Annotated in this window: 15 protein-coding genes; 7 read left to right on the plus strand and 8 right to left on the minus strand. The window is 68.9% G+C overall.

The window, feature by feature from the left end:
- Window positions 1-548: 548 nt before the first annotated feature.
- On the plus strand, window positions 549-2,825 hold the full coding sequence (locus tag OG242_RS26110; protein ID WP_405900454.1) for a DUF262 domain-containing protein: 2,277 nt from the start codon (window positions 549-551) through the stop codon (window positions 2,823-2,825).
- Window positions 2,826-3,272: 447 nt separating this feature from the next.
- Here OG242_RS26110 and OG242_RS26115 read toward each other — a convergent pair whose 3' ends face one another.
- A complete protein-coding gene (locus OG242_RS26115; protein ID WP_018523598.1) occupies window positions 3,273-4,802 on the minus strand; it encodes a UDP-N-acetylglucosamine 1-carboxyvinyltransferase in 1,530 nt (509 codons plus the stop codon).
- Between the two features lie 148 nt (window positions 4,803-4,950).
- Here OG242_RS26115 and OG242_RS26120 point away from each other — a divergent pair, with 148 nt between their 5' ends.
- The gene (locus OG242_RS26120; protein WP_405900455.1) at window positions 4,951-5,643 is read left to right on the plus strand and encodes an MOSC domain-containing protein; all 693 of its coding nucleotides are present in this window, start codon (window positions 4,951-4,953) and stop codon (window positions 5,641-5,643) included.
- 196 nt (window positions 5,644-5,839) lie between these two features.
- Window positions 5,840-8,554: an aconitate hydratase AcnA gene (gene acnA, locus OG242_RS26125; RefSeq protein WP_405900456.1), complete on the plus strand. Its 2,715-nt coding sequence runs from the start codon at window positions 5,840-5,842 to the stop codon at window positions 8,552-8,554.
- Window positions 8,555-8,650: 96 nt separating this feature from the next.
- On the opposite strand, the gene OG242_RS26130 is transcribed toward acnA, so the two are convergent.
- Entirely contained in the window at window positions 8,651-9,508 is an 858-nt protein-coding gene (locus OG242_RS26130) for an FG-GAP repeat domain-containing protein (RefSeq protein WP_405900457.1), read from the minus strand.
- Window positions 9,509-9,781: 273 nt separating this feature from the next.
- On the opposite strand from OG242_RS26130, the gene OG242_RS26135 reads away from it, so the two are divergent.
- Entirely contained in the window at window positions 9,782-10,042 is a 261-nt protein-coding gene (locus OG242_RS26135) for a GlsB/YeaQ/YmgE family stress response membrane protein (protein ID WP_405900458.1), read from the plus strand.
- Window positions 10,043-10,106: 64 nt separating this feature from the next.
- Here OG242_RS26135 and OG242_RS26140 read toward each other — a convergent pair whose 3' ends face one another.
- Genes OG242_RS26140 through OG242_RS26155 form a run of 4 tightly spaced genes read right to left on the minus strand, consistent with a single transcriptional unit; the run spans window position 10,107 to window position 14,544 of the window.
- A complete protein-coding gene (locus OG242_RS26140) occupies window positions 10,107-11,486 on the minus strand; it encodes a GH1 family beta-glucosidase (RefSeq protein WP_405900459.1) in 1,380 nt (459 codons plus the stop codon).
- 9 nt (window positions 11,487-11,495) lie between these two features.
- Window positions 11,496-12,350, minus strand: a complete 855-nt coding sequence (locus tag OG242_RS26145; protein ID WP_405900460.1) for a carbohydrate ABC transporter permease — start codon at window positions 12,348-12,350, stop codon at window positions 11,496-11,498.
- A gap of 5 nt (window positions 12,351-12,355) precedes the next feature.
- Complete coding sequence (locus tag OG242_RS26150) at window positions 12,356-13,303, minus strand: carbohydrate ABC transporter permease (RefSeq protein WP_405900461.1); 948 nt, start codon at window positions 13,301-13,303, stop codon at window positions 12,356-12,358.
- 11 nt (window positions 13,304-13,314) lie between these two features.
- Window positions 13,315-14,544 (minus strand): ABC transporter substrate-binding protein, encoded by a 1,230-nt coding sequence (locus tag OG242_RS26155; protein ID WP_405900462.1) that lies wholly within the window; start codon window positions 14,542-14,544, stop codon window positions 13,315-13,317.
- Between the two features lie 270 nt (window positions 14,545-14,814).
- On the opposite strand from OG242_RS26155, the gene yicI reads away from it, so the two are divergent.
- Entirely contained in the window at window positions 14,815-17,067 is a 2,253-nt protein-coding gene (gene yicI, locus OG242_RS26160) for an alpha-xylosidase (protein WP_405900463.1), read from the plus strand.
- Here yicI and OG242_RS26165 read toward each other — a convergent pair.
- On the minus strand, window positions 17,048-18,208 hold the full coding sequence (locus tag OG242_RS26165) for an alpha/beta hydrolase (protein WP_405900464.1): 1,161 nt from the start codon (window positions 18,206-18,208) through the stop codon (window positions 17,048-17,050). The genes yicI and OG242_RS26165 overlap by 20 nt on opposite strands.
- A gap of 158 nt (window positions 18,209-18,366) precedes the next feature.
- Between OG242_RS26165 and OG242_RS26170 the strand changes: the two genes are divergently transcribed.
- Both OG242_RS26170 and OG242_RS26175 read left to right on the plus strand, forming a co-directional pair.
- Window positions 18,367-19,236, plus strand: a complete 870-nt coding sequence (locus OG242_RS26170) for a LysR family transcriptional regulator (protein ID WP_405901730.1) — start codon at window positions 18,367-18,369, stop codon at window positions 19,234-19,236.
- Window positions 19,237-19,356: 120 nt separating this feature from the next.
- Window positions 19,357-20,001: a histidine phosphatase family protein gene (locus OG242_RS26175; RefSeq protein WP_405900465.1), complete on the plus strand. Its 645-nt coding sequence runs from the start codon at window positions 19,357-19,359 to the stop codon at window positions 19,999-20,001.
- A gap of 62 nt (window positions 20,002-20,063) precedes the next feature.
- Here OG242_RS26175 and OG242_RS26180 read toward each other — a convergent pair whose 3' ends face one another.
- Window positions 20,064-23,630 carry a GH92 family glycosyl hydrolase gene (locus tag OG242_RS26180; protein ID WP_405900466.1) on the minus strand — a complete coding sequence of 1,189 codons (3,567 nt, stop codon included), beginning with the start codon at window positions 23,628-23,630 and terminating at the stop codon, window positions 20,064-20,066.
- Between the last annotated feature and the right edge of the window lie 31 nt (window positions 23,631-23,661).

Genomic DNA, 23,661 nt, shown 5'->3' on the forward strand with positions numbered 1-23,661 from the left:
CACCCCTGTCGAACCTGATCGTGCTGTTGTCGGCGGTGCGGGCGGTCCCGGAGGAGCCGGACGCACGGGGAGGCCGCGTCCGGCCGACGGCGTACGCGGATGCGGACAGTCTAGGACGGGCGGCCGCGTCTTCTGCTGGGGCTGAAGCAGGTCAGGGAGGTGAGCGGCTGGATCGGACTGTACGCTGGCTGAGAATCGACGTGCGAGCTGCGCATGGGACGCCCCGGCGATCGGGGCAGGCAGCCCCGGACACCCCGCAGGGATGTCGACGTGAGGGTTACTCGTTGCCGCGTCCGTCGATTCGGTACCGCGGTCCGCGAAACGTCCGTGCGATGTCCTCTCGACGAGATCGCGTGACGCACGACGAGGCTCATCCCCGTGACCCCTCCAGATTGGCCTAGTTGGGTCCCGCTGCCGTGAATTCGTCCTTGTGGGGAGCGCCGTTGACCCTGCGCTGTGGTGTGCCCGCGTGGTAGAAGTCTGATGCTGTTCCCACGCTCTGGTCGTTCCGCCGGCCAGTTGCCTTCGGGCGTTAGGAGCCCTCGGCTGTGCCACCCACTTTGTATCGCGACACCGGTTACACGCTCCGGCATCTGATCGAGAACATCGAAGGCGGCCGGATCGGACTCCCCGACATCCAACGCCCGTTCGTCTGGTCCGCGGCGAAGACCCGCGATCTCTTCGACTCGATGTATCGGGGCTACCCGATCGGCACCCTGATGTTCTGGGAGACCGGCGCTGAGGTGGGGACGCGACAGATCGGAACGGAAGCCGGTGATCGGGCGCCTCAGCTGTTGGTTGTTGACGGGCAGCAGCGGCTCACCGCCCTGTTCGCAGTCCTCACCGGGCGCAAGATCGTCACCAAGTCTTTCGACGAGATCAACGTTCGCATCGCGTTCCACCCCGAGGACCAGACGTTCGAGGTCACGGACGCGGCGATCGAGCGTGACGCCCACTTCATCCCGGACATCACCGCGCTATGGGCTCAAGGCGGCTACAAACCCACCGTCCGACAGTTCTTCCAACGGCTCGAACAGGCCATTGGTCAGCCCTTGTCAGACGCTGCCAAGGATGCGCTCGAAGAACGCGTGGACAGAGTCCGGGACCTGCACGAGTTCCGCTTTCAGGTTGTGGAGTTGGGTGCTTCGGCCAACGAGGAGCAGGTCGCCGACATCTTCGTGCGCATCAACTCCGAAGGTGTGAAGCTCAACCAGTCCGACTTCATCCTTACCCTGATGTCAGTGCACTGGGAGAAGGGCCGCCGCCAGCTCGAAGACTTCAGCCGCGGCGCGGTGGTAGCAGGACTCCCGGGTCCGAGTCCTCGAAACGCCTTTCTGGACCCTAGCCCAGACCAACTGCTGCGCGTAGCTGTCGCTGTCGCCTTCCGGCGCGCCCGGCTGCAGCACGTCTACAGTGTCCTACGAGGAAAGGACCTCGAAACCGGCAAGGTCACCGCCACTCGACGGCAGGAGCAGTTCAACCGCCTCGCTCAAGCACACACGAAGGTCCTGGACCTGACCAGCTGGCACGAGTTCTTCCAGTGTGTTACGGCAGCCGGCTTCCGCAGTCGTAAGATGATCACCTCCGATAATGCCCTGCTGTACAGCTACACCATCTGGCTGATCGGGCGCCACGACTTCGGACTGCCGGTCGATGAACTCCGTCCCGTGCTCGCACGGTGGTTCTTCATGGCGCACACCACCGGCCGATATTCCAACTCGCCGGAGTCACAGATGGAATTTGACCTGGGACGTATTGGCAGTTTGATGCCAGGTGACGGCCGAGCCTTCACCGCAGAACTCGACCGGATCATCGCTGCGAACTTCACCGGCGACTACTGGGACATCTCCCTCCCGAACCGGCTGGACACATCCTCATCGCGTTCACCAGTGCTGTTCGCCTACCAGGCGGCGCTCAATATTCTCGACGGCGAAATGCTCTTCGGCGACGAACGAATCCGTGATCTGCTGGACCCTTCAGTCCAGCCCGCCAAGGCTGTCGGCCGGGACAACCTGTTCCACCGCAAGGTGCTCGCCGGAATGGGTATCACGGACCGGCGCCAAGTCAATGCCATCGCCAACATGGCCTACGTGACATGGCCGGCGGACGAGCTGCCCAATGCCGACGCACCACGTGACTACTGGCCGAGGATCACGGATGAGATGGACCCGAAGGTGCTCGAGCGGCAGGTGCGGTGGCACGCGCTCCCGGTCGGTTGGGAACAGCTCGACTATCCCACCTTCCTGGAACGGCGGCGTCGGCTCATCGCCAAGGTCGTGCGGGAAGCGTTCGAAACCCTTACGGGGGAGCGCCCTGTGTACGTCCCCACCACCCCAGCCGACATGATCTCCGCCGGCGAGTCCCAGGGCACCGAGTTCAAGGCTAGCGCCCGATGGAACGTGCACACCCGAGAGGCCGACAAGTCGCTACGGCACAACATCGTCAAGGCCGTCTGTGGGTTCCTGAACGGCGAGGGCGGAAACCTGTATATCGGCGTCGCCGACGACGGGACTGTCCTCGGCATCGAGAACGACCTCACCACTCTGGAGTCGCAGGCCAGCATCGACGGGTACGAGCTCTTCGTACGCCAACTCCTCGACAACAGCCTGTCGACTCCGACAGCGACCACCGTCCGCGTCCGTTTCCCCGAGATTTCCGGAAATGTTGTCTGTCAGGTCAGCGTTGCTGCAGCAGGCAAGCCAGTTTTCGCCAAGCCCGCCAAGGGTGGCAACGGCGCCACCGACTTCTGGGTCCGGGTCGGCAACGGCACCAAGCAGCTCCACGGCGATGACCTCCTGCGCTACCAGGAGGAACACTGGGGATGAGCGTCTTTGTGGTCAGCCCGCCGATTGGAGGGGAAGCACCTGGGGCCTCCCCTTGGTGTAGACCACGGTCCGTTGCTACGGAAAGCTGTAGGAGTGGTACTCGCCAGACGGCGTGGGAGTCCTACGACCTTCCTGCCACATCGACGGATGGTGCCGGTGACCTTCCGTCCGCGCACTGCTGAGGCGGTCCCCGAACAGCAGGCGCAGGCTGTTGGTCGTGACGCTCTGGATGCCAGCAAGCCTGAGTCAGAACAGGTGAGGTTGCTGTGGCCCGCGCAATTCCGTAATCGACTCAGATCGACCACGGGTTATGCGCAGCGCTCGCCACCCGGAACCTCCTTGCCCGGCCAGAGCCCCAGAAAATTTACAGGGACGCCCGAGAGCCCCCTCCCGCCTCGCATTTGTGCAGTGGCAGGAGGGGTTTCGTGTCGCGTCTTCTGAGAGCTCTCAGATGTCCCGGAAGATCTCGATCTGCGCCCCCACCGAGTTCAGCCGCTCCGCGAGCTCCTCGTAGCCGCGGTTGATGACGTACACGTTGCGCAGCACCGACGTGCCCTCCGCCGCCATCATCGCGAGGAGGACGACCACCGCCGGGCGCAGGGCCGGGGGGCACATCATCTCCGCCGCGCGCCAGCGGGTGGGGCCCTCGACCAGGACGCGGTGGGGGTCCAGGAGCTGGAGGCGGCCGCCGAGGCGGTTGAGGTCGGTGAGGTAGATGGCGCGGTTGTCGTAGACCCAGTCGTGGATCAGGGTCTGGCCGTGGGCCGAGGCGGCGATGGCCGCGAAGAAGGGGACGTTGTCGATGTTGAGGCCCGGGAAGGGCATCGGGTGGATCTTGTCGATCGGCGCCTCCAGTTTGGAGGGGCGGACCGTCAGGTCGACCAGGCGGGTGCGGCCGTTGTCCGCCGCGTACTCCGCGGTGCGGTCGCAGTCGACGCCCATCTCCTCCAGGACCGCGAGCTCGATCTCCAGGAACTCGATGGGCACCCGGCGGATCGTCAGCTCGGACTCCGTGACGACGGCGGCGGCGAGCAGGCTCATCGCCTCGACCGGGTCCTCCGAGGGGGAGTAGTCCACGTCCACGTCGATGTCGGGGATGCCGTGCACCGTGAGGGTCGTCGTGCCGACGCCGTCGACGCGTACGCCCAGCGCCTCCAGGAAGAAGCAGAGGTCCTGGACCATGTAGTTGGAGGAGGCGTTGCGGATGACCGTGGTGCCGTCGTGGCGGGCGGCGGCCAGCAGTGCGTTCTCGGTCACGGTGTCGCCGCGCTCGGTCAGCACGATGGGGCGGCCGGGCGTGACGGAGTGGTCGACGCGGGCGTGGTAGATGCCCTCGGTCGCGGCGATGTCCAGGCCGAAGCGGCGCAGCGCGATCATGTGCGGCTCGATCGTCCGCGTACCGAGGTCGCAGCCGCCCGCGTACGGCAGCTTGAAGGCGTCCATGCGGTGCAGCAGCGGGCCGAGGAACATGATGATGGAGCGGGTGCGGCGGGCGGCGTCCGCGTCGATCGCGTCCATGTCCAGCCGGGCCGGCGGCACGATCTCCAGGTCGGTGCCGTCGTTGATCCAGCGGGCGCGCACACCGATGGAGTTGAGCACTTCGAGGAGCCGGTAGACCTCCTCGATGCGGGCCACGCGGCGCAGCACCGTACGGCCCTTGTTGAGCAGCGACGCGCACAGCAGCGCCACACAGGCGTTCTTGCTCGTCTTGACGTCGATGGCGCCGGAGAGGCGGCGCCCGCCGACCACGCGCAGATGCATGGGACCGGCGTAGCCGAGCGACACGATTTCGCTGTCGAGTGCTTCACCGATACGGGCGATCATCTCAAGGCTGATGTTTTGATTGCCGCGCTCGATGCGGTTCACGGCGCTCTGACTGGTGCCGAGCGCCTCGGCCAGCTGGCTCTGCGTCCAGCCCCGGTGCTGACGGGCGTCACGGATGAGCTTGCCGATACGTACGAGGTAGTCATCTGACATGGCGAAAGGCTATCTCAGATATGAGATTGCACTCGCGTGGGGGTGTGCCGTTCGGGTGAGAGTGGTGTGCCGGACGCGGCAGGGGAGTGAAGGCGGTGCCCCGAAACCCCCTCGCTTCCGTGTCCCGTCGCTCGTAGGGTCCCGCCTCATGGATTCCTCCGGCACGAGCGTGCTCTCCGTCAACATCGGCCGCCCCCGCCCCAACCCGTGGAAGGGGCTGGGCGCGACCGGCATCGACAAGCGGCCGGCCGACGGGCCGGTCGCGGTGACCGCACCCGGACCGAAGGGCACCGGTGCGGTCGGGCTGGCCGGTGACCGCGTCTACGACGTGGAACACCACGGCGGCACCGACCAGGCCGTGTACGCCTACGCGCGCGAGGACCTCGACGGCTGGGAGGCCGAGCTGGGCGGACCGCTCGCCGACGGGGTGTTCGGCGAGAACCTGACCACCCTGGGGCTGGACGTCAACGGCGCCCTCATCGGGGAGCGGTGGCGGATCGGGCCCGACGTCGTCCTGGAGGTCTCGTGCTCGCGGATACCGTGCGGGACCTTCCAGGGCTGGCTGGAGCGGGACGGCTGGATCAAGCGGTTCACCCGGGCGGCCCTGCCCGGCGCGTACCTCCGCGTGATCGAGCCCGGCGAGATCCGCTCGGGCGATCCGCTGGAGATCGTGCACCGGCCCGCGCACGAGGTGACCGTCGCGATGCAGTTCCGGGCCTCGACCCTGGAGCCGGGGCTGCTGCCGCTGCTCGCCGAAGCCGACGCGCTGCCCGACGAGACCAAGGAGATGATCCGCCGCCGGACGGGCGCCACGCGCCCCGAACGGGGCGCCCGGACATGACCTGTCCGCGGTCATGTACTAGAGTTATCTCGACATCGAGATATATGCCGAAGGCGCACAGCGGGCACTGCGCGGTAAGGGTTACCTAACTAAGCCTTACCTTAGCGGATGATCCGGTGGTCCGAGGCGGCACCACGCGGCGCCCGCCGTGGTGAGGCGGCGCGGAGTTACGCGCACATTGATGAAGGAGACTGTCGTGTCGGCGAACAGCTTCGACGCCCGCAGCACGCTGCGCGTGGGCGACGAGTCGTACGAGATCTTCAAGCTGGACAAGGTCGAGGGCTCCGCGCGCCTCCCTTACAGCCTGAAGGTGCTGCTGGAGAACCTGCTCCGCACGGAGGACGGCGCGAACATCACCGCCGACCACATCCGCGCGCTCGGCGGCTGGGACTCCCAGGCCCAGCCCAGCCAGGAGATCCAGTTCACGCCGGCCCGCGTGATCATGCAGGACTTCACCGGTGTGCCCTGCGTCGTGGACCTCGCGACCATGCGTGAGGCCGTCAAGGAGCTCGGCGGCGACCCGGAGCGGATCAACCCGCTCGCCCCGGCCGAGCTGGTCATCGACCACTCCGTCATCGCCGACAAGTTCGGTACGAAGGAAGCCTTCGGCCAGAACGTCGAGCTGGAGTACGGCCGCAACAAGGAGCGCTACCAGTTCCTGCGCTGGGGCCAGACCGCGTTCGACGAGTTCAAGGTCGTCCCGCCGGGCACCGGCATCGTCCACCAGGTCAACATCGAGCACCTGGCGCGTACGGTCATGGTCCGGGGCGGCCAGGCGTACCCCGACACGCTCGTCGGCACCGACTCGCACACCACCATGGTCAACGGCCTCGGCGTGCTGGGCTGGGGCGTCGGCGGCATCGAGGCCGAGGCCGCGATGCTCGGCCAGCCGGTCTCCATGCTCATCCCGCGCGTCGTCGGCTTCAAGCTGACCGGCGAGCTGCCGGCCGGCACCACCGCCACCGACCTGGTGCTGACCATCACCGAGATGCTCCGCAAGCACGGCGTCGTCGGCAAGTTCGTCGAGTTCTACGGTGAGGGCGTCGCCGCCACCTCGCTCGCCAACCGCGCCACCATCGGCAACATGTCGCCGGAGTTCGGCTCCACCGCCGCGATCTTCCCGATCGACGACGAGACGCTGAAGTACCTGCGCCTGACCGGCCGTGACGAGCAGCAGGTCGCCCTGGTCGAGGCGTACGCCAAGGAGCAGGGCCTCTGGCTGGACCCGGCCGCCGAGCCCGACTTCTCCGAGAAGCTGGAGCTCGACCTCTCCACGGTCGTCCCCTCCATCGCCGGTCCGAAGCGCCCGCAGGACCGCATCGTCCTCGCCAACGCCAAGGCCCAGTTCGCCCAGGACGTCCGCAACTACGTGGACTGCGTCGACGAGGCGGGCAAGGAGTCCTTCCCGGCCTCCGACTCGCCGGCCATCGGCGCCGCGGGCCCGACGAACCCGGTCACGGTCACCGCCCCCGACGGCTCCACGTACGAGCTGGACCACGGCGCCGTCACCGTCGCCGCGATCACCTCCTGCACCAACACCTCGAACCCGTACGTCATGGTCGCCGCGGCGCTCGTGGCGAAGAAGGCGGTCGAGAAGGGCCTGACCCGCAAGCCGTGGGTCAAGACCACCCTCGCCCCGGGCTCCAAGGTCGTCACCGACTACTTCGACAAGGCGGGCCTGACCCCGTACCTCGACAAGGTCGGCTTCAACCTCGTCGGCTACGGCTGCACCACGTGCATCGGCAACTCCGGCCCGCTGCCGGAGGAGGTCTCCAAGGCGGTCAACGAGCACGACCTGGCCGTCACCTCGGTGCTCTCCGGCAACCGCAACTTCGAGGGCCGGATCAACCCCGACGTCAAGATGAACTACCTGGCGTCCCCGCCGCTGGTCGTCGCGTACGCCATCGCCGGTTCGATGAAGGTCGACATCACCAAGGACGCCCTCGGCGTCGACCAGGACGGCAAGCCCGTCCACCTCGCGGACATCTGGCCCTCCGAGGCCGAGGTCAACGACGTCGTGGCGAACGCCATCGGCGAGGACATGTTCAACAAGTCCTACCAGGACGTTTTCGCGGGCGACGCCCAGTGGCAGGCGCTGTCCATCCCGACCGGCAACACCTTCGAGTGGGACTCCGAGTCCACCTACGTGCGCAAGCCCCCGTACTTCGAGGGCATGACCATGGAGACCTCGCCGGTCGAGGACATCACCGGCGCCCGGGTCCTGGCCAAGCTGGGCGACTCGGTCACCACCGACCACATCTCCCCGGCCGGTGCGATCAAGGCCGACACCCCGGCCGGCCAGTACCTCACGGAGCACGGCATCGAGCGCCGTGACTTCAACTCCTACGGCTCGCGCCGAGGCAACCACGAGGTCATGATCCGCGGCACGTTCGCCAACATCCGCCTGCGCAACCAGATCGCGCCGGGCACCGAGGGCGGCTTCACCCGCGACTTCACCCAGGCGGACGGTCCGGTGTCGTACATCTACGACGCCTCGCAGAACTACCAGGCCGCCGGCACCCCGCTGGTCATCCTGGCCGGCAAGGAGTACGGCTCCGGCTCGTCCCGCGACTGGGCGGCCAAGGGCACCGCGCTCCTCGGCGTCAAGGCCGTCGTCGCCGAGTCCTACGAGCGCATCCACCGCTCGAACCTCATCGGCATGGGCGTCCTGCCGCTCCAGTTCCCGGAGGGTCAGACCGCCGAGAGCCTCGGCCTCACCGGCGAGGAGACCTTCTCCGTCACCGGCGTCACCGAGCTGAACGACGGCACGACCCCCCGCACGGTCAAGGTCACCACCGACACCGGTGTGGAGTTCGACGGCGTCGTCCGCATCGACACCCCCGGTGAGGCGGACTACTACCGCAACGGCGGCATCCTGCAGTACGTGCTCCGCAGCCTGATCCGCAAGTAAGGGAAACGGCGGTACGGCGAGAGGGCCGCATCCCCGGCGACGGGGGTGCGGCCCTCTCATGTTCCGGAAGGAACTGCCCAGGCCCTGCCGAGTGGCTCAGAAGAACAGGCGGTACGTGTTCCAGCCCGATGTGCCGATGATGGCCTTCGCCTTGTACGGGGCGGCCGCCTTGCCCGTGCCCTTGTACAGGTACAGCTCGCCCTTGGCGTTGCGCGCGACCAGGTCGGTGATGCCGTCCATGGTCAGGTCACCGGCGGCGAAGAGGGCGTTGTACTGGTTCCAGCCGCTGCCGATCTTGGTGCGCTTCTGGTACGGGGCGTGCTGGTTGCCGGTGCCCTTGTAGAGCCACAGCACGCCGGACTTGTCGCGCGCGACGAGGTCGCCCTTGCCGTCGCCGGTCAGGTCGCCGTTGCCCGCGATCTGGGTGTAGATGTCCCAGCCGTAGCCGACCTTCAGACGCTTGGTGACCCTGCCGTCGCCGTAGCCCAGGTACAGGTACAGGTCGCCCTTGGCGTCGCGGGCGAGCAGGTCGCCGCCCTCGGCGCCGCCGAACTGACCGACGGAGACCAGGGTGTTGTAGATGCCCCAGCCGTAACCGATCTTCTTGGCGGGGGAGTTGCCCTCGTAGTACCAGATGTTGCCCGAGGTGCCGAGCTGCCAGCGGCCGTCCGCGAGGTTGTCCGCGTCGTTGTCCACCTGGCCGACGAACTTGAGGTTCGTCATGCCGGTGCTGAACTCGACGCGCGACGAGATGGTGCCGTCACCGAGCGGCGCGTAGGTGTAGGCGGTGCCGGAGCTGTTGAGGCCCTGGAGGCCGAACAGGGGCGCGTCGCCGACCTCGGAGGCGGAGGCCGAGGTGGCAGCGGCGCCGGTGGCGACGAGGGCCGCGGTTATCGCGGCGGCGGCGAGACGGGTGGCAGCCCGTCCGGGCCGACGGCCAGAGATCTTGGCCACGTGTGTTCTCCATGGATGGTGGGACGAGGCGTGACGCGCCGCGGGATACGGGGACACGCCACGGAATTGAGGGTGATCCTTTCACGAGTCCCTCACGTGTCCAAGGGTTTGGCGAAATGAGGCCAGGACTGCGATTTCGCCCCGGTATACGGACGTTGACGGGATGCCCGGGCGGGCCCGCTTCTCAGGCGGCCATGCGTACACCGGCGGATGCCGGGCAAGCGGAAGTCAGCTTCCCGAAACTTGTCGGACAGCGGTAGAAGAGGAGTTGTCGTGTCATTTCTGTGGGCCATCATCGCGGGACTCATCATCGGCCTGCTGGCCAAGCTGGTCGTCCCCGGCCGCCAGCCCATCCCCCTGTGGCTGACCGTCCTGCTCGGTATCGTCGGAGCCCTCGTCGGCAACGCCCTCGCCACCGCCTTCGGTGTGCGGGACACCGGGGGCATCGACTGGATCCGGCACATCTTCCAGATCGGTGTCGCCGCCGTGCTCATCGCCTTCGTCAGCCCCATGTGGGCCCGACGACGCACCTGACCCCGCGTACGACGAACGCCCTGCCCGGCCGCGAGAAGCGGCGGGCAGGGCGTTCGTCGTGCCGTCAGGCCCGGTGTGCCTCGATCAGCGCCTGATACCAGCGGTAGCTGTCCTTGGGGGTGCGCTCCAGGGTGTCGTAGTCGACCCGGACGATGCCGAACCGCTTCGCGTACCCGAGCGCCCACTCGAAGTTGTCCAGCAACGACCACACGTAGTAGCCCTGGACATCGACGCCCGCGTCCATCGCCGCCCGGAGCGCCGTGAGATGCGTACGGAGGTACTCCACCCGGTCCGCGTCCCGCACCGCTCCGTCCGGCTCCACGGTGTCGGACTCCGCCGAGCCGTTCTCCGTGATGTGCACCGGCGGCAGGGCGTCCCCGTAGGTGTCCTTGAGCGCGGTCAGCAGATCGGTGAAGGACTCCGGGACGACCGGCCAGCCCATCGCCGTCCGCCGCACGTCCGGGTACTGCGTCTCGGCGTACTGGTTGTCCGTGGCGACCCGCAGCGCGGGGTCGGGCTCGCGGTGCGGGGCGTCGGCCACCACGATGGGGCGGTAGTAGTTGATGCCCAGGAAGTCCAGCGGCTGGGAGATCAGGTCCAGGTCGCCCTCGCGCCGGAAGTCCTGCCCGGTGATCAGCTCGCCCCAGGTGTCCTCCTCGGTGGCCGGGTAGCGGCCCGCGAGGATCGGCTCCGTCCACACCAGGTTGTGCTGGGTGTCCGCGCGGACGACCGCGGCCCGGTCGGCGTCCGTCGGGGCGGCCGGCACATTGCGGTCCAGGTTGAGCGTGATGCCCGCCTCCCGGACCCCCGCGGCCCGCAGCGCCTTCATCGCCAGGCCGTGGCCGACGAGCAGGTGGTGAGCGGCGGCCAGGGCACCGCGCCCCTCCTTCGCGCCCGGCGCGTGCCGGCCCACGGAGTAGCCGAGGAAGGCGCTGCACCACGGCTCGTTGAGGGTGATCCAGCGCGGCACCCGGTCGGCCAGGTGCTCGGCCACGACCGCCGTGTACTCGCCGAACCGCTCGGCGGTCTCCCGTACCCGCCAGCCGCCCCGGTCCTCCAGCGCCTGCGGCAGGTCCCAGTGGTAGAGCGTGGCGGCCGGCTCGATGCCCGCCTCCAGGAGCTCGTCCACGAGCCGGGAGTAGAAGTCCAGCCCCTTCGGGTTCACCGCGCCGGAGCCCTCGGGCAGGATGCGCGACCAGGCGATCGAGAAGCGGTACGAACCGACGCCCAGCTCCCGCAGCAGCGCCACGTCCTCGCGGTACCGGTGGTAGTGGTCGCAGGCCACGTCGCCCGTGTCGCCGCCGTCCGTCTTCCCGGGCGTGTGGCTGTACGTGTCCCAGATGGACGGACCGCGTCCGTCCTCCCGCGCGGCACCCTCGATCTGGTACGAGGCCGTGGCCGCGCCGAAGACGAAACCGGGCGGGAAGACCGGGAACTCACTCATGCATAACCCCTACTTGACCGAGCCACCGGTGATCCCGGCGGCGATGTACTTCTGGGAGAGGACGAGCAGGACCGCCGCCGGCACCGCGGACAGCACGGAAGCGGCCATCACCGAGCCCCAGTCGCCGACGTGGGCGCCGATGTACTGATAGATGCCCAGCGTGATCGGCTTGACGTCGTCCGTGGTGTTCAGCGTCAGCGCGAACATGAAGTCGCTCCACGCGTACAGGAACGAGAACAGCCCGGCCGTGATCAGCGAGTTCCGGCTCATCGGCAGCACGACCTGGACGAACGTCCGGAAGCGGCCGGCCCCGTCGACCTCGGCGGCCTCGATGACCTCGCGCGGGATGGCGACCATGAACGACCGCATCAGGACGATCGCGAAGGGGATGCCGAGCGAGGCGTCGGCCAGCATCAGACCGGCGTACGAGTTGACCAGGCCGAGGTCCACGTACGCGCTGTACAGGGCGTTGGCGATGACGATGCCCGGCACCATCTGGGTGATCAGCGTGCCGAAGACGATCGTCTTCGTACCGCGCAGCTTGAACTGCGCGAGTCCGTACGCGGCGGGCGCCGAGATCGCCAGGCAGATGACGACCGCGCCGAGCGCCACGGCCAGCGAGGTCAGCAGGTTGCCGCCCTGGTCGGCGAGGGCCGAGCGGAAGCCCGACAGGTCCAGGCCGTGCGGGACGGGGTCGACCTCCAGCAGCCCGGACTCGGGCTGGAGCGCGGTGTTCACCATCCAGTACAGCGGGAACAGCATCACGCACAGCACCAGGACGCCGATGAGCATGGCGCCCCAGCGCCGCTTCGGCCGGCCCGTGGTGGGCGTGGGGGCGGCGGGGGTACGCACGGTGCTCGCCATGCCGGTCACTTCCCCTCGTTGCGGTTGGCCCGCAGGTAGAACACCGCGAAGACGGCGGAGATCAGGATCAGGATGTTGCCGACCACGGCACCGGCGCCGAAGTCCAGCTGGACGAAGGAGTTCTGGTACGTGAGGGTGCCGAGGGTCTGGGTGGAGTCGGCGGGTCCGCCGTCGGTGAGGGCCAGGATCAGGTCGAGGATCTTGACCGTCGACATGAAGCCGAGCACCAGCACCACGGTGATCACCGGCCGCAGCATCGGCAGCGTGATCGAGCGGAACGTCCGCCAGGCGGAGGCACCGTCCAGCGAGGCGGCCTCGTACAGCTCCTTGGGGACCTCCTGGAGGCCGCCGTAGAGGATCACCATGTTGAACGGGATGCCGATCCAGATGTTCACCAGGATCACCGAGATCAGCGCCATGCTGGTGCTGGTCAGCCACGGGGTGTCGCCGCCGAGGCCGATCGTGCCGAGGAAGGAGTTGAGGACGCCGGTGTCCTGGTCGAGGATGCGCCGCCAGACGACACCCGAGACGACCATCGGCACCAGCCACGGCAGCAGGATCAGCGACCGCAGCACGCCGTTGAGCGGGAAGCGGCGGGTGAAGAAGACCGCCAGGCCCAGGCCGATGCAGAACTGCCCGATCAGCGAGCCGATGGTGAACAGGATCGTGTGCCACAGGGCCTTGCCGAAGAGCTCGTCGTTGAAGACCTTGCTCCAGTTGTCCGTTCCGTTGAACGGGGAGTCGCCCGTGAAGAACGTGGACGGCGAGTAGTCCTGGAAGCTCATCACGATGTTGCGGACGAGCGGATAGCCGAAGAACAGCGCCATGAAGATCACGGCGGGGGCGATGAAGCCCCACTGGGCGAGCCGCCTGCGGCGCCGGACACGGGCCGGGTTCGGCGGCTTCGCGGTCTTCTTCGTCACAGGCGTCGCGGCGACGGTGGTGGTCGACATGGTTCGTTACCTCAGTTCCCGCTCGTCGCGCGCTTCTGGGCGCGGGTGAGGGCGGCCTCGCTCGACTCGCCGGTCAGGGCGGACTGGAACGCGCTCTGCAGCGCGAGGGACACGGACGACCACCGGGCGCCGAGCTTGGCGGTACGGGAGCGGGCCGTGGCGACCTGGTCGGCCAGGGCGTCCAGCTCCGGCACCTGCGTACGCCACTCGGCGGCGGCCTTCGCGTTGGCCGGGACCATCCAGCTGTTCAGCGCGTAGGTGATCTGCTCCTGCTCGCCGGACATGCAGCCGATGATCTTCGCGGACATCTTCTCCCGCTCCTCGTCGCCGGTGTTGGGCACGGTGAGTACGCCGCCGCCCAGCGGGCCCACCGAGTCGTCGCCGGCCTTCGGGACCGGGATCTCGGCGATGCCCCAGTTCAGCCCCTTCCTGGAGTTCAGGGTCTCCACCTGCCAGGGGCCGTTGATCATCATGGCCGCGTTGCCCGCCATGAACTGGTCGTTGACGTCGGCCTGGGTCCAGTTGACCGTCGACTTGGACAGCGAGCCGTCCTTGAGGAGGCTCTTCCAGTAGTCCAGCGCCCCGGCCACCTCGGGGCTGTCGAGCTTCGTCTCGTCGCCGCCGTTGGACCACATGAAGGGCGTGAACTGGAAGACGCCGTCCTCCGCGCCGCCCGCGCTGAGCGCCAGACCGTACTGCCTGCCGTGCGTGAGCTCCTTCGCGGTCTCGCGCATCTCGGCCCAGGTGGTGGGGACCTTCAGGCCGGCCTTGTCGAGGGTGTCCTTGTTGTAGAAGAGCGCCAGCGTGTTCACCGTGCGGGCGGCCCCGTAGTACGTGCCCTCGTACGAGCCGAAGTTCACGATCCCCTCGGGGATGTCCTTCGTGGTCAGGCCCAGGTCCTTCAGCGGGATCAGCCCGCCGGCCTCGGCGAACGTCGGCATCTCGGAGGCGTCCAGCTGGAGCACGTCCGGCAGCGACTTCGAGGACGCCATCCGCAGGGCCTTCGTCATCACCTGGGAGGCCGGGACGCTCTGCTGCTCGATGGTCACCCCCAGCTGCTTGCTGCACCGGGCCAGCGTCTGGGCGTCCCAGCGGTGGTACGACTCGTCGGTCGAGGAGTTCAGAACGGTGTAGACGTCCGGGTCCCGCTGCTGGCCGCAGCCCGACAGGACCGCACCGCCGATCAGCGCGGAGACCACTGTGAGCGGGACGGCGACCCGTGGGGTGAAGCGGTTCGACATTCAGCTGCCTCTTGTCGGCAAGGGCCCGGGCGGCTGCGCTGCCGTCCGACCGATTTGTTTGCTGCCAGTACTAATACGTCATGTGCTCGCCCGTTTTCTAGACCGTCCTGGTGACGTGCACGTCACACAGGGGCAACGTGCCCGGTCGCAGGGGGTCTGGGGGCCGGTCTCCTGGCGGATGCAAAGGTTCCGGTCGGCGAGTCGAAGCGCTTCGAAAAATATTTGTTTTGTGTACGATCAAAATCAGTACCCACAGGAACGGACCCCCCCATGAAGTTCACCGACGGCTTCTGGCAGATGCGAGACGGTGTCCACGCCTCGTACGCCACCGAACTCCGCGACCTCCGCCTCGACGACGGCGGCCTCACCGCGTACGCCGCCGTCCAGCGCGTGACGCGCCGCGGGGACACGCTGAACGCGCCCCTGATCACCGTGGAGGCGTACGCCCCCGCCGAAGGCGTCATCGGGGTCCGCGTCACCCACCTGGCGGGCAAACGCCGCCCGGGACCCGACTTCGCCCTGCCCGGCGCCACCGGCGACGCCTCCGCCGCCACCCGCGAGGACGGCGCCGCCGCCGAGCTGACCAGCGGGCCGCTCACCCTCCGCGTCCCCACCGCCGAAGGCTTCGGCCTGGAGTTCCTGGACGCGGACGGCCGGCTCCTGACCGCCGCCGGACGCAAGGGGACCGCCTTCGCCACCACCGGCGACGGCGCCCACCACGTGTTCGCCCAGCTCGCACTGGGCGTCGGCGAGACGATCCACGGACTCGGCGAGCGGTTCACCCCGTACGTCAAGAACGGCCAGGTGGTCGACATGTGGCAGGCGGACGGGGGGACCAGCAGCGAGCAGGCGTACAAGAACGTCCCGTTCTACCTCTCCTCGCGCGGGTACGGCGTCTTCGTCAACCACCCCGGCAAGGTGTCCTTCGAGGTCGGGTCCGAGGCGGTCGGCCAGGTGCAGTTCAGCGTCGAGGACCAGACGCTGGAGTACTTCGTCGTCGCCGGGCCCACCCCCAAGGACGTCCTGTCCCGCTACACCGCGCTCACCGGCCGCCCGGCCCTGCCCCCGGCCTGGTCCTTCGGGCTCTGGCTCACCACCTCGTTCACCACCTCCTACGACGAGGCGACCGTCACCTCGTTCGTGGACGGCATGGCCGAGCGCGGCATCCCGCTCTCCGTCTTCCACTTCGACTGCTTCTGGATGCGCGAGTACCAGTGGTGCGACTTCGAGTGGGACCCGGCCGTCTTCCCCGACCCGGAGGGCATGCTCGCCCGGCTCAAGGACAAGGGCCTGCGGATCTGCGTCTGGATCAACCCGTACATCGCGCAGAAGAGCCCCCTGTACGCGGAGGGCGCGGCCAGGGGCTACTTCGTCCGCACCCCCGACGGCGACGTCTGGCAGTGGGACAAGTGGCAGGCCGGCATGGCGCTGGTGGACTTCACCAACCCCGAGGCCACCGCCTGGTTCCAGGGCAAGCTGCGCACGCTCCTCGGGCAGGGCGTCGACGGCTTCAAGACGGACTTCGGCGAGCGCATCCCCACGGACGTCGTCTGGCACGACGGCTCCGACCCGGAGCGCATGCACAACTACTACACGCACCTGTACAACAAGGCCGTCTTCGAACTCCTGGAGAAGGAGCGCGGCCAGGGCGAGGCCGTCCTCTTCGCCCGCTCCGCCACGGCCGGCGGCCAGCAGTTCCCCGTGCACTGGGGCGGCGACTGCTGGTCCTCCTTCGAGGCGATGGCGGAGTCCCTGCGCGGCGGCCTCTCACTGAGCCTGTCCGGCTTCGGCTTCTGGAGCCATGACATCGGCGGCTTCGAGGGCACCCCGGACCCGGCGGTCTTCAAGCGCTGGCTCGCCTTCGGCCTGCTCTCCTCGCACAGCCGGCTGCACGGCTCCTCGTCCTACCGCGTGCCGTGGGAGTTCGGCGACGAGGCGGTCGAGGTCACCCGGCGCTTCACGGAGCTGAAGCACCGCCTGATGCCCTACCTGTACGGGGCGGCCGTCGAGGCCCACCGCACCGGCGTCCCCGTCATGCGCCCGATGCTCCTGGAGTTCCCGGACGATCCGGCCGCCCGCACCGCCGACCGGCAGTACATGCTCGGCCCCGACCTGCTGGTCGCCCCGGTCTTCAGCGAGGACGGCGAGGTGGAGTACTACGTCCCCGAGGGCACCTGGACCCATCTGCTCACCGGCGAGACCGTCACCGGCCCGGCCTGGCACCGGGACACCTACGGCTTCGACAGCCTCCCGCTGCTGGTCCGCCCCGGCGCGGTCCTCCCGCTCGGCGCGGACACCTCCCGGCCCGACGCCGACTGGACGGACAACCTCCAGCTGCGCGTGTACGCCCCCGAGGGCACCGGAGACCTCCACCGCACGGTGACCGTCCCCGGCCTCACGGGCGACCCCGCCGCCACGTACGAGGTGGTCCGCGAGGGCGGCACGCTCCGGGTCACCGCCGACACGGACCGGCCGTACGAGGCGGTGGTCCAAACGACGGGCCTTAGCGCTCCCGCGATCTGACCCAGGCGGTGAACGCCTCGACCGCGTCCACCACCGCGTCGAACCGGAGCGAGTGGTACAGGTCGAAGGCGTGGTGACCGCCCCGCAACTCGGCGTGGACGACCGGGTTCGCGGAGGCGGTCCGCAGCCCGTCGGCCACCTCGCGGATGCCGGCGGCCGGCACCAGCGGGTCCAGGTCGCCGTGGACGATCAGCATGGGCGGCGCGTCCGGCCGGGCATGGCCCAGCGGGGAGGACTCGGGGCCCTGGTCCCAGTACGCGCCCAGGAAGCCGTTCAGGACGACGAGCCCGGTGACCGAGGTGTCGGCGTCCTCGAAACCGGGCTGGAACGCGGGGTCGTTGGGCGTCAGCGCGGCGACCGAGCCCATGTGGCCGCCCGCCGAACTGCCCGCCACGAACAGGGTCGACGGGTCGGCCCCGTACTCGTGGGCGTGCTCCCGAGCCCAGGCGATCACCCGCTTCAGGTCGATCATGTGCTCGGGGTGCCGGACCTGCGGCTTCAGCCGGTAGTTGGCGCTGATGGTCACCCAGCCCCGGCTCGCCAGCCGGTACAGGAGCGGCAACGACTGGCTGTTCTTGTGGCCGCCGGTGTAGCCCCCGCCGTGCATGTGGATCAGCACGGGCGCACCCTGCGGGCGGGCCCGGTGGTGGTACACGTCGAGCAGGTTGCGGCGCCCCGCGTCCCCGTACGACAGGTTCGCCACGCGCCGCACGTCTCCCCGGCGCTTGACGATCGGCACGAACAGGACACGGAACCACGGGGGCCGGTTCCGCAGCCCCTCGGCGAGGTCCGCGTCGATGGAATCGCGCCACCCCTCGCCAAGACCCTCGGTCATCGCCCGCTCGATCCGGTCCCGCTCGCCCCATGCGCGGTGGGCGATCACCGCGAGCCCGGGCACGGTCAGGGTGGCCAGCCCGACGATCACCCAGGCGCCCGGCGAGCCCATCACGTCGTCCTGGGCGAAGGCCACCGCGGTGGGGACCAGCAGCATCCAGAAGAAGGCGGCGAACGGCAGCTCGTTGGCGGCCAGGCCGAAGACGTAACCGGGGCGGCCCAGCGGGTGCTCGAACGGCACCGGTCTCAGCGCACACCATGTGCCGATCGCGACGATGAGCACGGGGATCAGATATCCGACAGGCACGGTACCTCCTGGAACGGCAGCCGGGCCTGCCTACTTACGCGCACCCCCGGTCGAGGGCAGCGCTCACCAGTCTTCCCCGACGCCCCCGAGGCATCAACGACGAGACTGGTAACGTCTTTTGACTCTGGACTAAAGAATCCGGGGGGCCGCGCGTGGAGATGCGGGAGATCGAGATATTTCTGACGCTCGCGGAGGAGCTTCACTTCAGCCGCACCGCCGAACGGCTGGGCATCAGCCCCGGTCGCGTCAGCCAGGCGGTCAAGAAACAGGAACGGGTCATCGGCGGCCCCCTGTTCGACCGCACCACGCGCAGCGTCCGCCTCTCGCCTCTCGGCGAGGAGCTGTACCGGGCGCTCAAGCGCGGACACGGGCAGATCACGCAGGGCATCGAGGCGGCCAGGGCCACCGCCCGGGGTGCCACGGGCACCCTCACCCTCGGCACCATGGGCCCGTACGCCCTCCAGATGAAGGCCACGCTCGACCTCTTCCAGGCCCGCCACCCCGACGCCCGCGTCCGGCACCGCGAGATCCAGCCCGCCTCGCCCCTGGACCTGCTGACATCGGGCGACGTGGACGTGGTGTACGTATGGCTGCCGGTCGACGAGCCGGGGCTGACCGTCGTACCGACCGCGCACACCTCCGCGCTGCTCCTCATGGTCTCCGCCGGGCACCCCTTCGCGGAGCGGGAGTCCGTCTGCCTGGAGGACTTCGGGGACTGTGCCGTCGTCGAGGGCGGCTCGATCTCCGCCTCCATGGAGGAGGTCCTCAACCCGCGGCACACCCCCTCCGGCCGCCCCGTCCGCCGGGGCCCCCGGGTCACCACCTGGCAGGAGGCCCTCAGCGCCGTCGCCTCCGGCCAGGCCACCGCCGCCGTACCGGCCGAGGTACCCGACTTCTACGCGTGGCCCGAGCTGGTCTTCCTTCCCATCCGCGACGCGCCCCCCTGCCGCTGGGCCCTGGTCTGGCGCACCGCGGCGGAGACCCCGCTCATCCGGGCATTCGCCGATGCGTCCACCGGCGCCCCCTAGAGTCTTCCGCTCCCCTTACGGGCGCGCCCGCGCTCCCCGCCCCGGCCGGAATGCGATCGTGGTGCGGCGGGTTGGCGCCTGTACAGAACGTGAACAGCACTGAGAGCGGATGGCCTTCACATGGGCGAGCTGATCCTGATCCGGCACGGCGAGACCGAGTGGTCCCGCGACGGGCGGCACACGAGCCACACCGACCTGCCCCTGACCTCCCTCGGTGAACGCCAGGCCCGCGCCCTGGCCCCCCTGCTCGCGGACCGCTCCGTCGCGCTCACCCTGGTCAGCCCCCTGGTCCGGGCCCGGCGCACCGCCGAGCTCGCCGGGCTCGCCGCGCCCCGCATCACCCCGGAGCTGCGCGAGTGGGACTACGGCGGCTACGAGGGCATCACCACGGACGAGATCCGCCGCACCCGGCCCGACTGGAACCTCTGGACGGACGGTGTCGGCGCCGGCCCCGCGGACCACCCCGGCGAGACCCCGGCGGAGGTCGGGGACCGGGCGGACCGGGTGCTGGCCGAGGTCGCGGAGGCGGCCGGGCGGGCCGGTGACGAGGACATCGTGCTCGTCGCCCACTCGCACTTCCTGCGGGTCCTGACCGCCCGCTACCTGGGCCTGACCCCGGCCGAGGGGACCCTCTTCCAGCTGGCCACGGGCGCGGTGTCGCGGCTGGGCCGGGAACACGGCAACCCGGTCATCACCGCGTGGAACGTCACGCTGCCGGAGAGCCTGTTCCCGGCGGCGGTCCCGGAGGCGCCGGAACGCGACTGAGAAAGGCGGACGGCCGGCAGCCCACGGGGAGCTGCCGGCCGTCCGCGTGCGCGGGGCGGGGGTCAGGCGATCAGTTCCACCTCCGCGAGCGACGCCTCACCGTTGAACACCAGCCGGTAGTGCGCGTAGGAGCCGGGGGACTTCACCGAGAAGGCCCGCGTCTGCTTGTCCCAGGCGAAGGACTGGCCGGACCGCTTGTCGAGGTCCTTCCAGCTCTTGCCGTCCGAGGAGCCCTGGAGCACCCAGCCGGCCGGGGCCGTCGCCTTGGCGGCCGAGGTCAGCGTGTACTGGGCGGCCTTCGTGGCGGACGGGACGGGCAGCTCGACCGTGGCGGCGGTGCCGGTGGTGGCCGAGGTGTTGTCGAACAGCGGGCCCTCGCCCTTCAGCACGTCCTTCCTCGGCGACGGCACCTGGTCGTCCTTCGTGATGGAGACCGGCGCGGCGTCCTTACCGGTGCCCCAGGCGGACGGCTTCGGGCCCATGGCGAAGTCCAGCGTCCCGCCCTTGGCCAGCAGGTCGTGCGGCAGCGAGGTGGAGGTCCACTTCTTGCCGTTGACCTTCAGGCGCTGGACGTAGATGTTCTTCGCGCTGTTCCTCGGCGCCTTCACGACCAGCTTGCGGCCGTTCTCCAGGTGCACGGTGGCCTTGGTGAACAGGGGCGAGCCGATCGCGTACTCGCCGCTGCCCATCACCAGCGGGTAGAAGCCGAGCGAGGAGAAGAGGAACCAGGCCGACTGCTCGCCGTTGTCCTCGTCGCCGTGGTAGCCCTGGCCGATCTCGCTGCCCGTGTACAGCCGGCCGAGGACCTCGCGGACCTTCTCCTGCGTCTTGTACGGCTGCGAGGCCGCGTCGTACATGTACGTGACGTGGTGGGCGACCTGGTTGCTGTGCCCGTACTGGCCCATCCGTACGTCACGGGCCTCCGTCATCTCGTGGATGACGCCGCCGTAGCTGCCCGCGAACTCCGGGGTGCCGGTCTCCGGGGTGGCGAAGTACGTGTCCAGCTTCTTCGCGAGCCCGTCGCGGCCGCCGTACAGGTTGGCCAGGCCCTTGCTGTCCTGCGGAGCGGTGAAGGCGTAGCCCCAGCCGTTGGTCTCCGTGTAGTCGTAGCCCCAGACGCGCGGGTCGTAGAGGTCCGACGGCAGCCGCCAGTCGCCCTTGGCGTCCTTGCCCTGGAAGAAGCCGGCCTTGTCGTCGAACAGCTCGACGTAGTCGCGGGCCCGGTTCATGAAGTACTCGGACTCGTCCTTGTAGCGCTGCTCGTGCGTCTTCGCGTAGAGCGCCTGGCCCATCTTCGCGATGCCGTAGTCGTTGACGTAACCCTCCATCGACCAGGACATGCCCTCGTGGGTCGTGGTGTCGGCGTACCCCTTGAACGGGGACGTCTCCATGCCCTTGCGGCCGACGCCCGAGGACGGCGGGACGACCGTGGCGTTCTTCACGGCCGCGTCGTACGCCGCCTTCGCGTCGAACTTCACGCCCTTGACGTACGCGTCGGCGAAGGCCACGTCCGAGGAGGTGCCGGTCATCAGGTCCGCGTAGCCGGGGGAGGACCAGCGGGAGATCCAGCCGCCGTCCTTGTACTGCTGCACGAAGCCGTCGACCATCTCGCCGGCCTTCTCCGGCGTCAGCAGGGAGTAGGCCGGCCAGGTCGTCCGGTAGGTGTCCCAGAAGCCGTTGTTGACGTACACCTTGCCGTCGACGATCTTCGCGCCGGTGTGCGTCGGGGTGTCCGGACCGGTCTGCGGCGAGAAGGGGGAGGCGTACTTGTCCTTCCCGTCGACCCGCTCGGAGCCCGAGTTCGGGTAGAGGTAGAGCCGGTACAGGCTGGAGTACAGCGTGGTCAGCTGGTCGGCGCTCGCGCCCTCGACCTCCACCTTGCCCAGCAGCTCGTCCCAGGCGTCCTGCGCCCTGTCCTCGACCCGGCCGAAGGAGTGCGAGGCGGGGATCTCGGCGGCCAGGTTCTTCTTCGCCTGGTCGATGCTGATCAGCGAGGTCGCCAGGCGCAGGTTCACCGTGCGGTCCTTGCCCGCGTCGAAGCGCAGGTACCCGGTGACGTCGTCGCCGCCGCCGCCCGACAGCTTGCCGCTCGCGGTGACCGGCGCGTCGAAGACGCCGTACACGAACAGGCGCGTCGCCCCGGTCGAGCCGCCGCTCTTCACGTCCGAGAAGCCGGTGAACGAGCTGGTGGCCGGGTCCAGGGTGAGCCCGCCGTCGTTGGAGACGTTGTCGAAGACGATGCTCGCGTCCTTGCCGGGATACGTGAACCGCATCCGCGCCGCGTGGTCGGTCGGCGTCATCTCGGCCTTGAGGCCGTTCTCGAACGTCACCCCGTAGTAGTGGGGCCGCGCGGTCTCGTTCTCGTGGCTGAACGGCAGCGCGCGGGCCGTGCGGGAGGCGTCCGGGGTGCCGGAGGCCGCCGACGGCATCAGCTGGAAGGTCTGCCGGTCGCCCATCCAGGGGCTCGGCTCGTGGCTCGCGGCGAACGCCTGCAGGGTGGGCAGGTTGTCGTCGTTGTTGCCGCGCGCGTAGTCGTAGAGCCAGCTGGTCGAGCCGGCGTTGGTGACCGGCGTCCAGAAGTTGAACCCGTTGGGGACGGCCGTCGCGGGGAAGTTGTTGCCGCGCGAGAAGGAGCCGCTGGAGTTGGTGCCCCGGATGGTCGAGGCGTAGTCCGAGAGGTGCGCCTTGCGCTTCTCCGGCTTCGCGGGCGCGATCTTCAGATCGTCGATCCAGCCCTGGAACTTCGCCGGGCCCTTGGGGGAGTCGTACGCGACCAGGATGCGGTCGACGGTCCTGCCCGCGGCGACGGTGCCGATGCCGGCCTCGACCTTGTTCCACTGGTTGACGTAGAGCCGCTTGGCGTCGGCCTGGCCCTGCGGGGTCAGGAGCCCGCCGTTGGTGTCGGTGGCGCGCAGGTCGCTGAGGTAGGTGCCGTCCGTGAACGCCAGGTCCACCGCGACGTGCGTGGCCGGGTAGGACAGGTCCGTCTCGCCCATCTGGGGGTAGACCAGGTAGGAGAGCTCGGTGTCCCGGGTGACCCGCGTGTTGACGTCGAAGATCTTGTTGTACGAGTACGCCCGTCCGTCGGCCTTGTGGGTGCCCGCGTACCGCAGCGCCTTCTTGCCGGTGAAGCCCGCGCCGGCCTTGGCGGTGGGGGAGCCGGAGGGGCCGTTGCTGATCTGCGTGCGCATGTCGGAGGGCGCGGGGGCCGAGGTGTCGCCGTCGGAGAACTGGACGTCGGCGAGCTGGGTGGCGTCGGTGGCGCCGTTGTTCTCCGTGATGTCCAGGCGGAAGTGCTGGTACGCCTTGTCCGCCTCGAAGTCGTACGACTTGGTCTGGAAGCGCTCGCTGAAGGTCTGGCCCGTCCGGGTGTCCAGGTCCGTCCAGGTCTTGCCGTCCTCGGAGCCCTGGAGCGTCCAGTCCTTCGGGTCGCGCTCGTCGTGGTCGTCGGCGGAGGTCAGCGCGTACGTCACGACCTTCACCGGTTCGGTGAGGTCGAACTCCAGCCAGGCGGTGGCCTCGAACGACAGCCATTTGGTGCGGGACTCGCCGTCGACGAGGTTCTCCTTCACCTCGCCGCCGCCGGTGTTCTCGTCGCTGGCGCGGACGTCGGTGACCTTGTCGGTCACATTGCCCGGTATTCCGGAGGAGAATCCGCCA

Origin of the sequence: Streptomyces sp. NBC_00727, from assembly GCF_045161745.1 — a bacterium.
GTDB lineage: Bacteria > Actinomycetota > Actinomycetes > Streptomycetales > Streptomycetaceae > Streptomyces.

Coding starts and splice junctions, on each gene's coding strand:
- OG242_RS26115 (WP_018523598.1), bottom strand. CDS start 4,802: ATGTCAGATGACTACCTCGTACGTATCGGCAAGCTCATCCGTGACGCC.
- OG242_RS26120 (WP_405900455.1), top strand. CDS start 4,951: ATGGATTCCTCCGGCACGAGCGTGCTCTCCGTCAACATCGGCCGCCCC.
- OG242_RS26140 (WP_405900459.1), bottom strand. CDS start 11,486: ATGAGTGAGTTCCCGGTCTTCCCGCCCGGTTTCGTCTTCGGCGCGGCC.
- OG242_RS26145 (WP_405900460.1), bottom strand. CDS start 12,350: ATGGCGAGCACCGTGCGTACCCCCGCCGCCCCCACGCCCACCACGGGC.
- OG242_RS26150 (WP_405900461.1), bottom strand. CDS start 13,303: ATGTCGACCACCACCGTCGCCGCGACGCCTGTGACGAAGAAGACCGCG.
- OG242_RS26155 (WP_405900462.1), bottom strand. CDS start 14,544: ATGTCGAACCGCTTCACCCCACGGGTCGCCGTCCCGCTCACAGTGGTC.
- yicI (WP_405900463.1), top strand. CDS start 14,815: ATGAAGTTCACCGACGGCTTCTGGCAGATGCGAGACGGTGTCCACGCC.
- OG242_RS26170 (WP_405901730.1), top strand. CDS start 18,367: ATGCGGGAGATCGAGATATTTCTGACGCTCGCGGAGGAGCTTCACTTC.
- OG242_RS26175 (WP_405900465.1), top strand. CDS start 19,357: ATGGGCGAGCTGATCCTGATCCGGCACGGCGAGACCGAGTGGTCCCGC.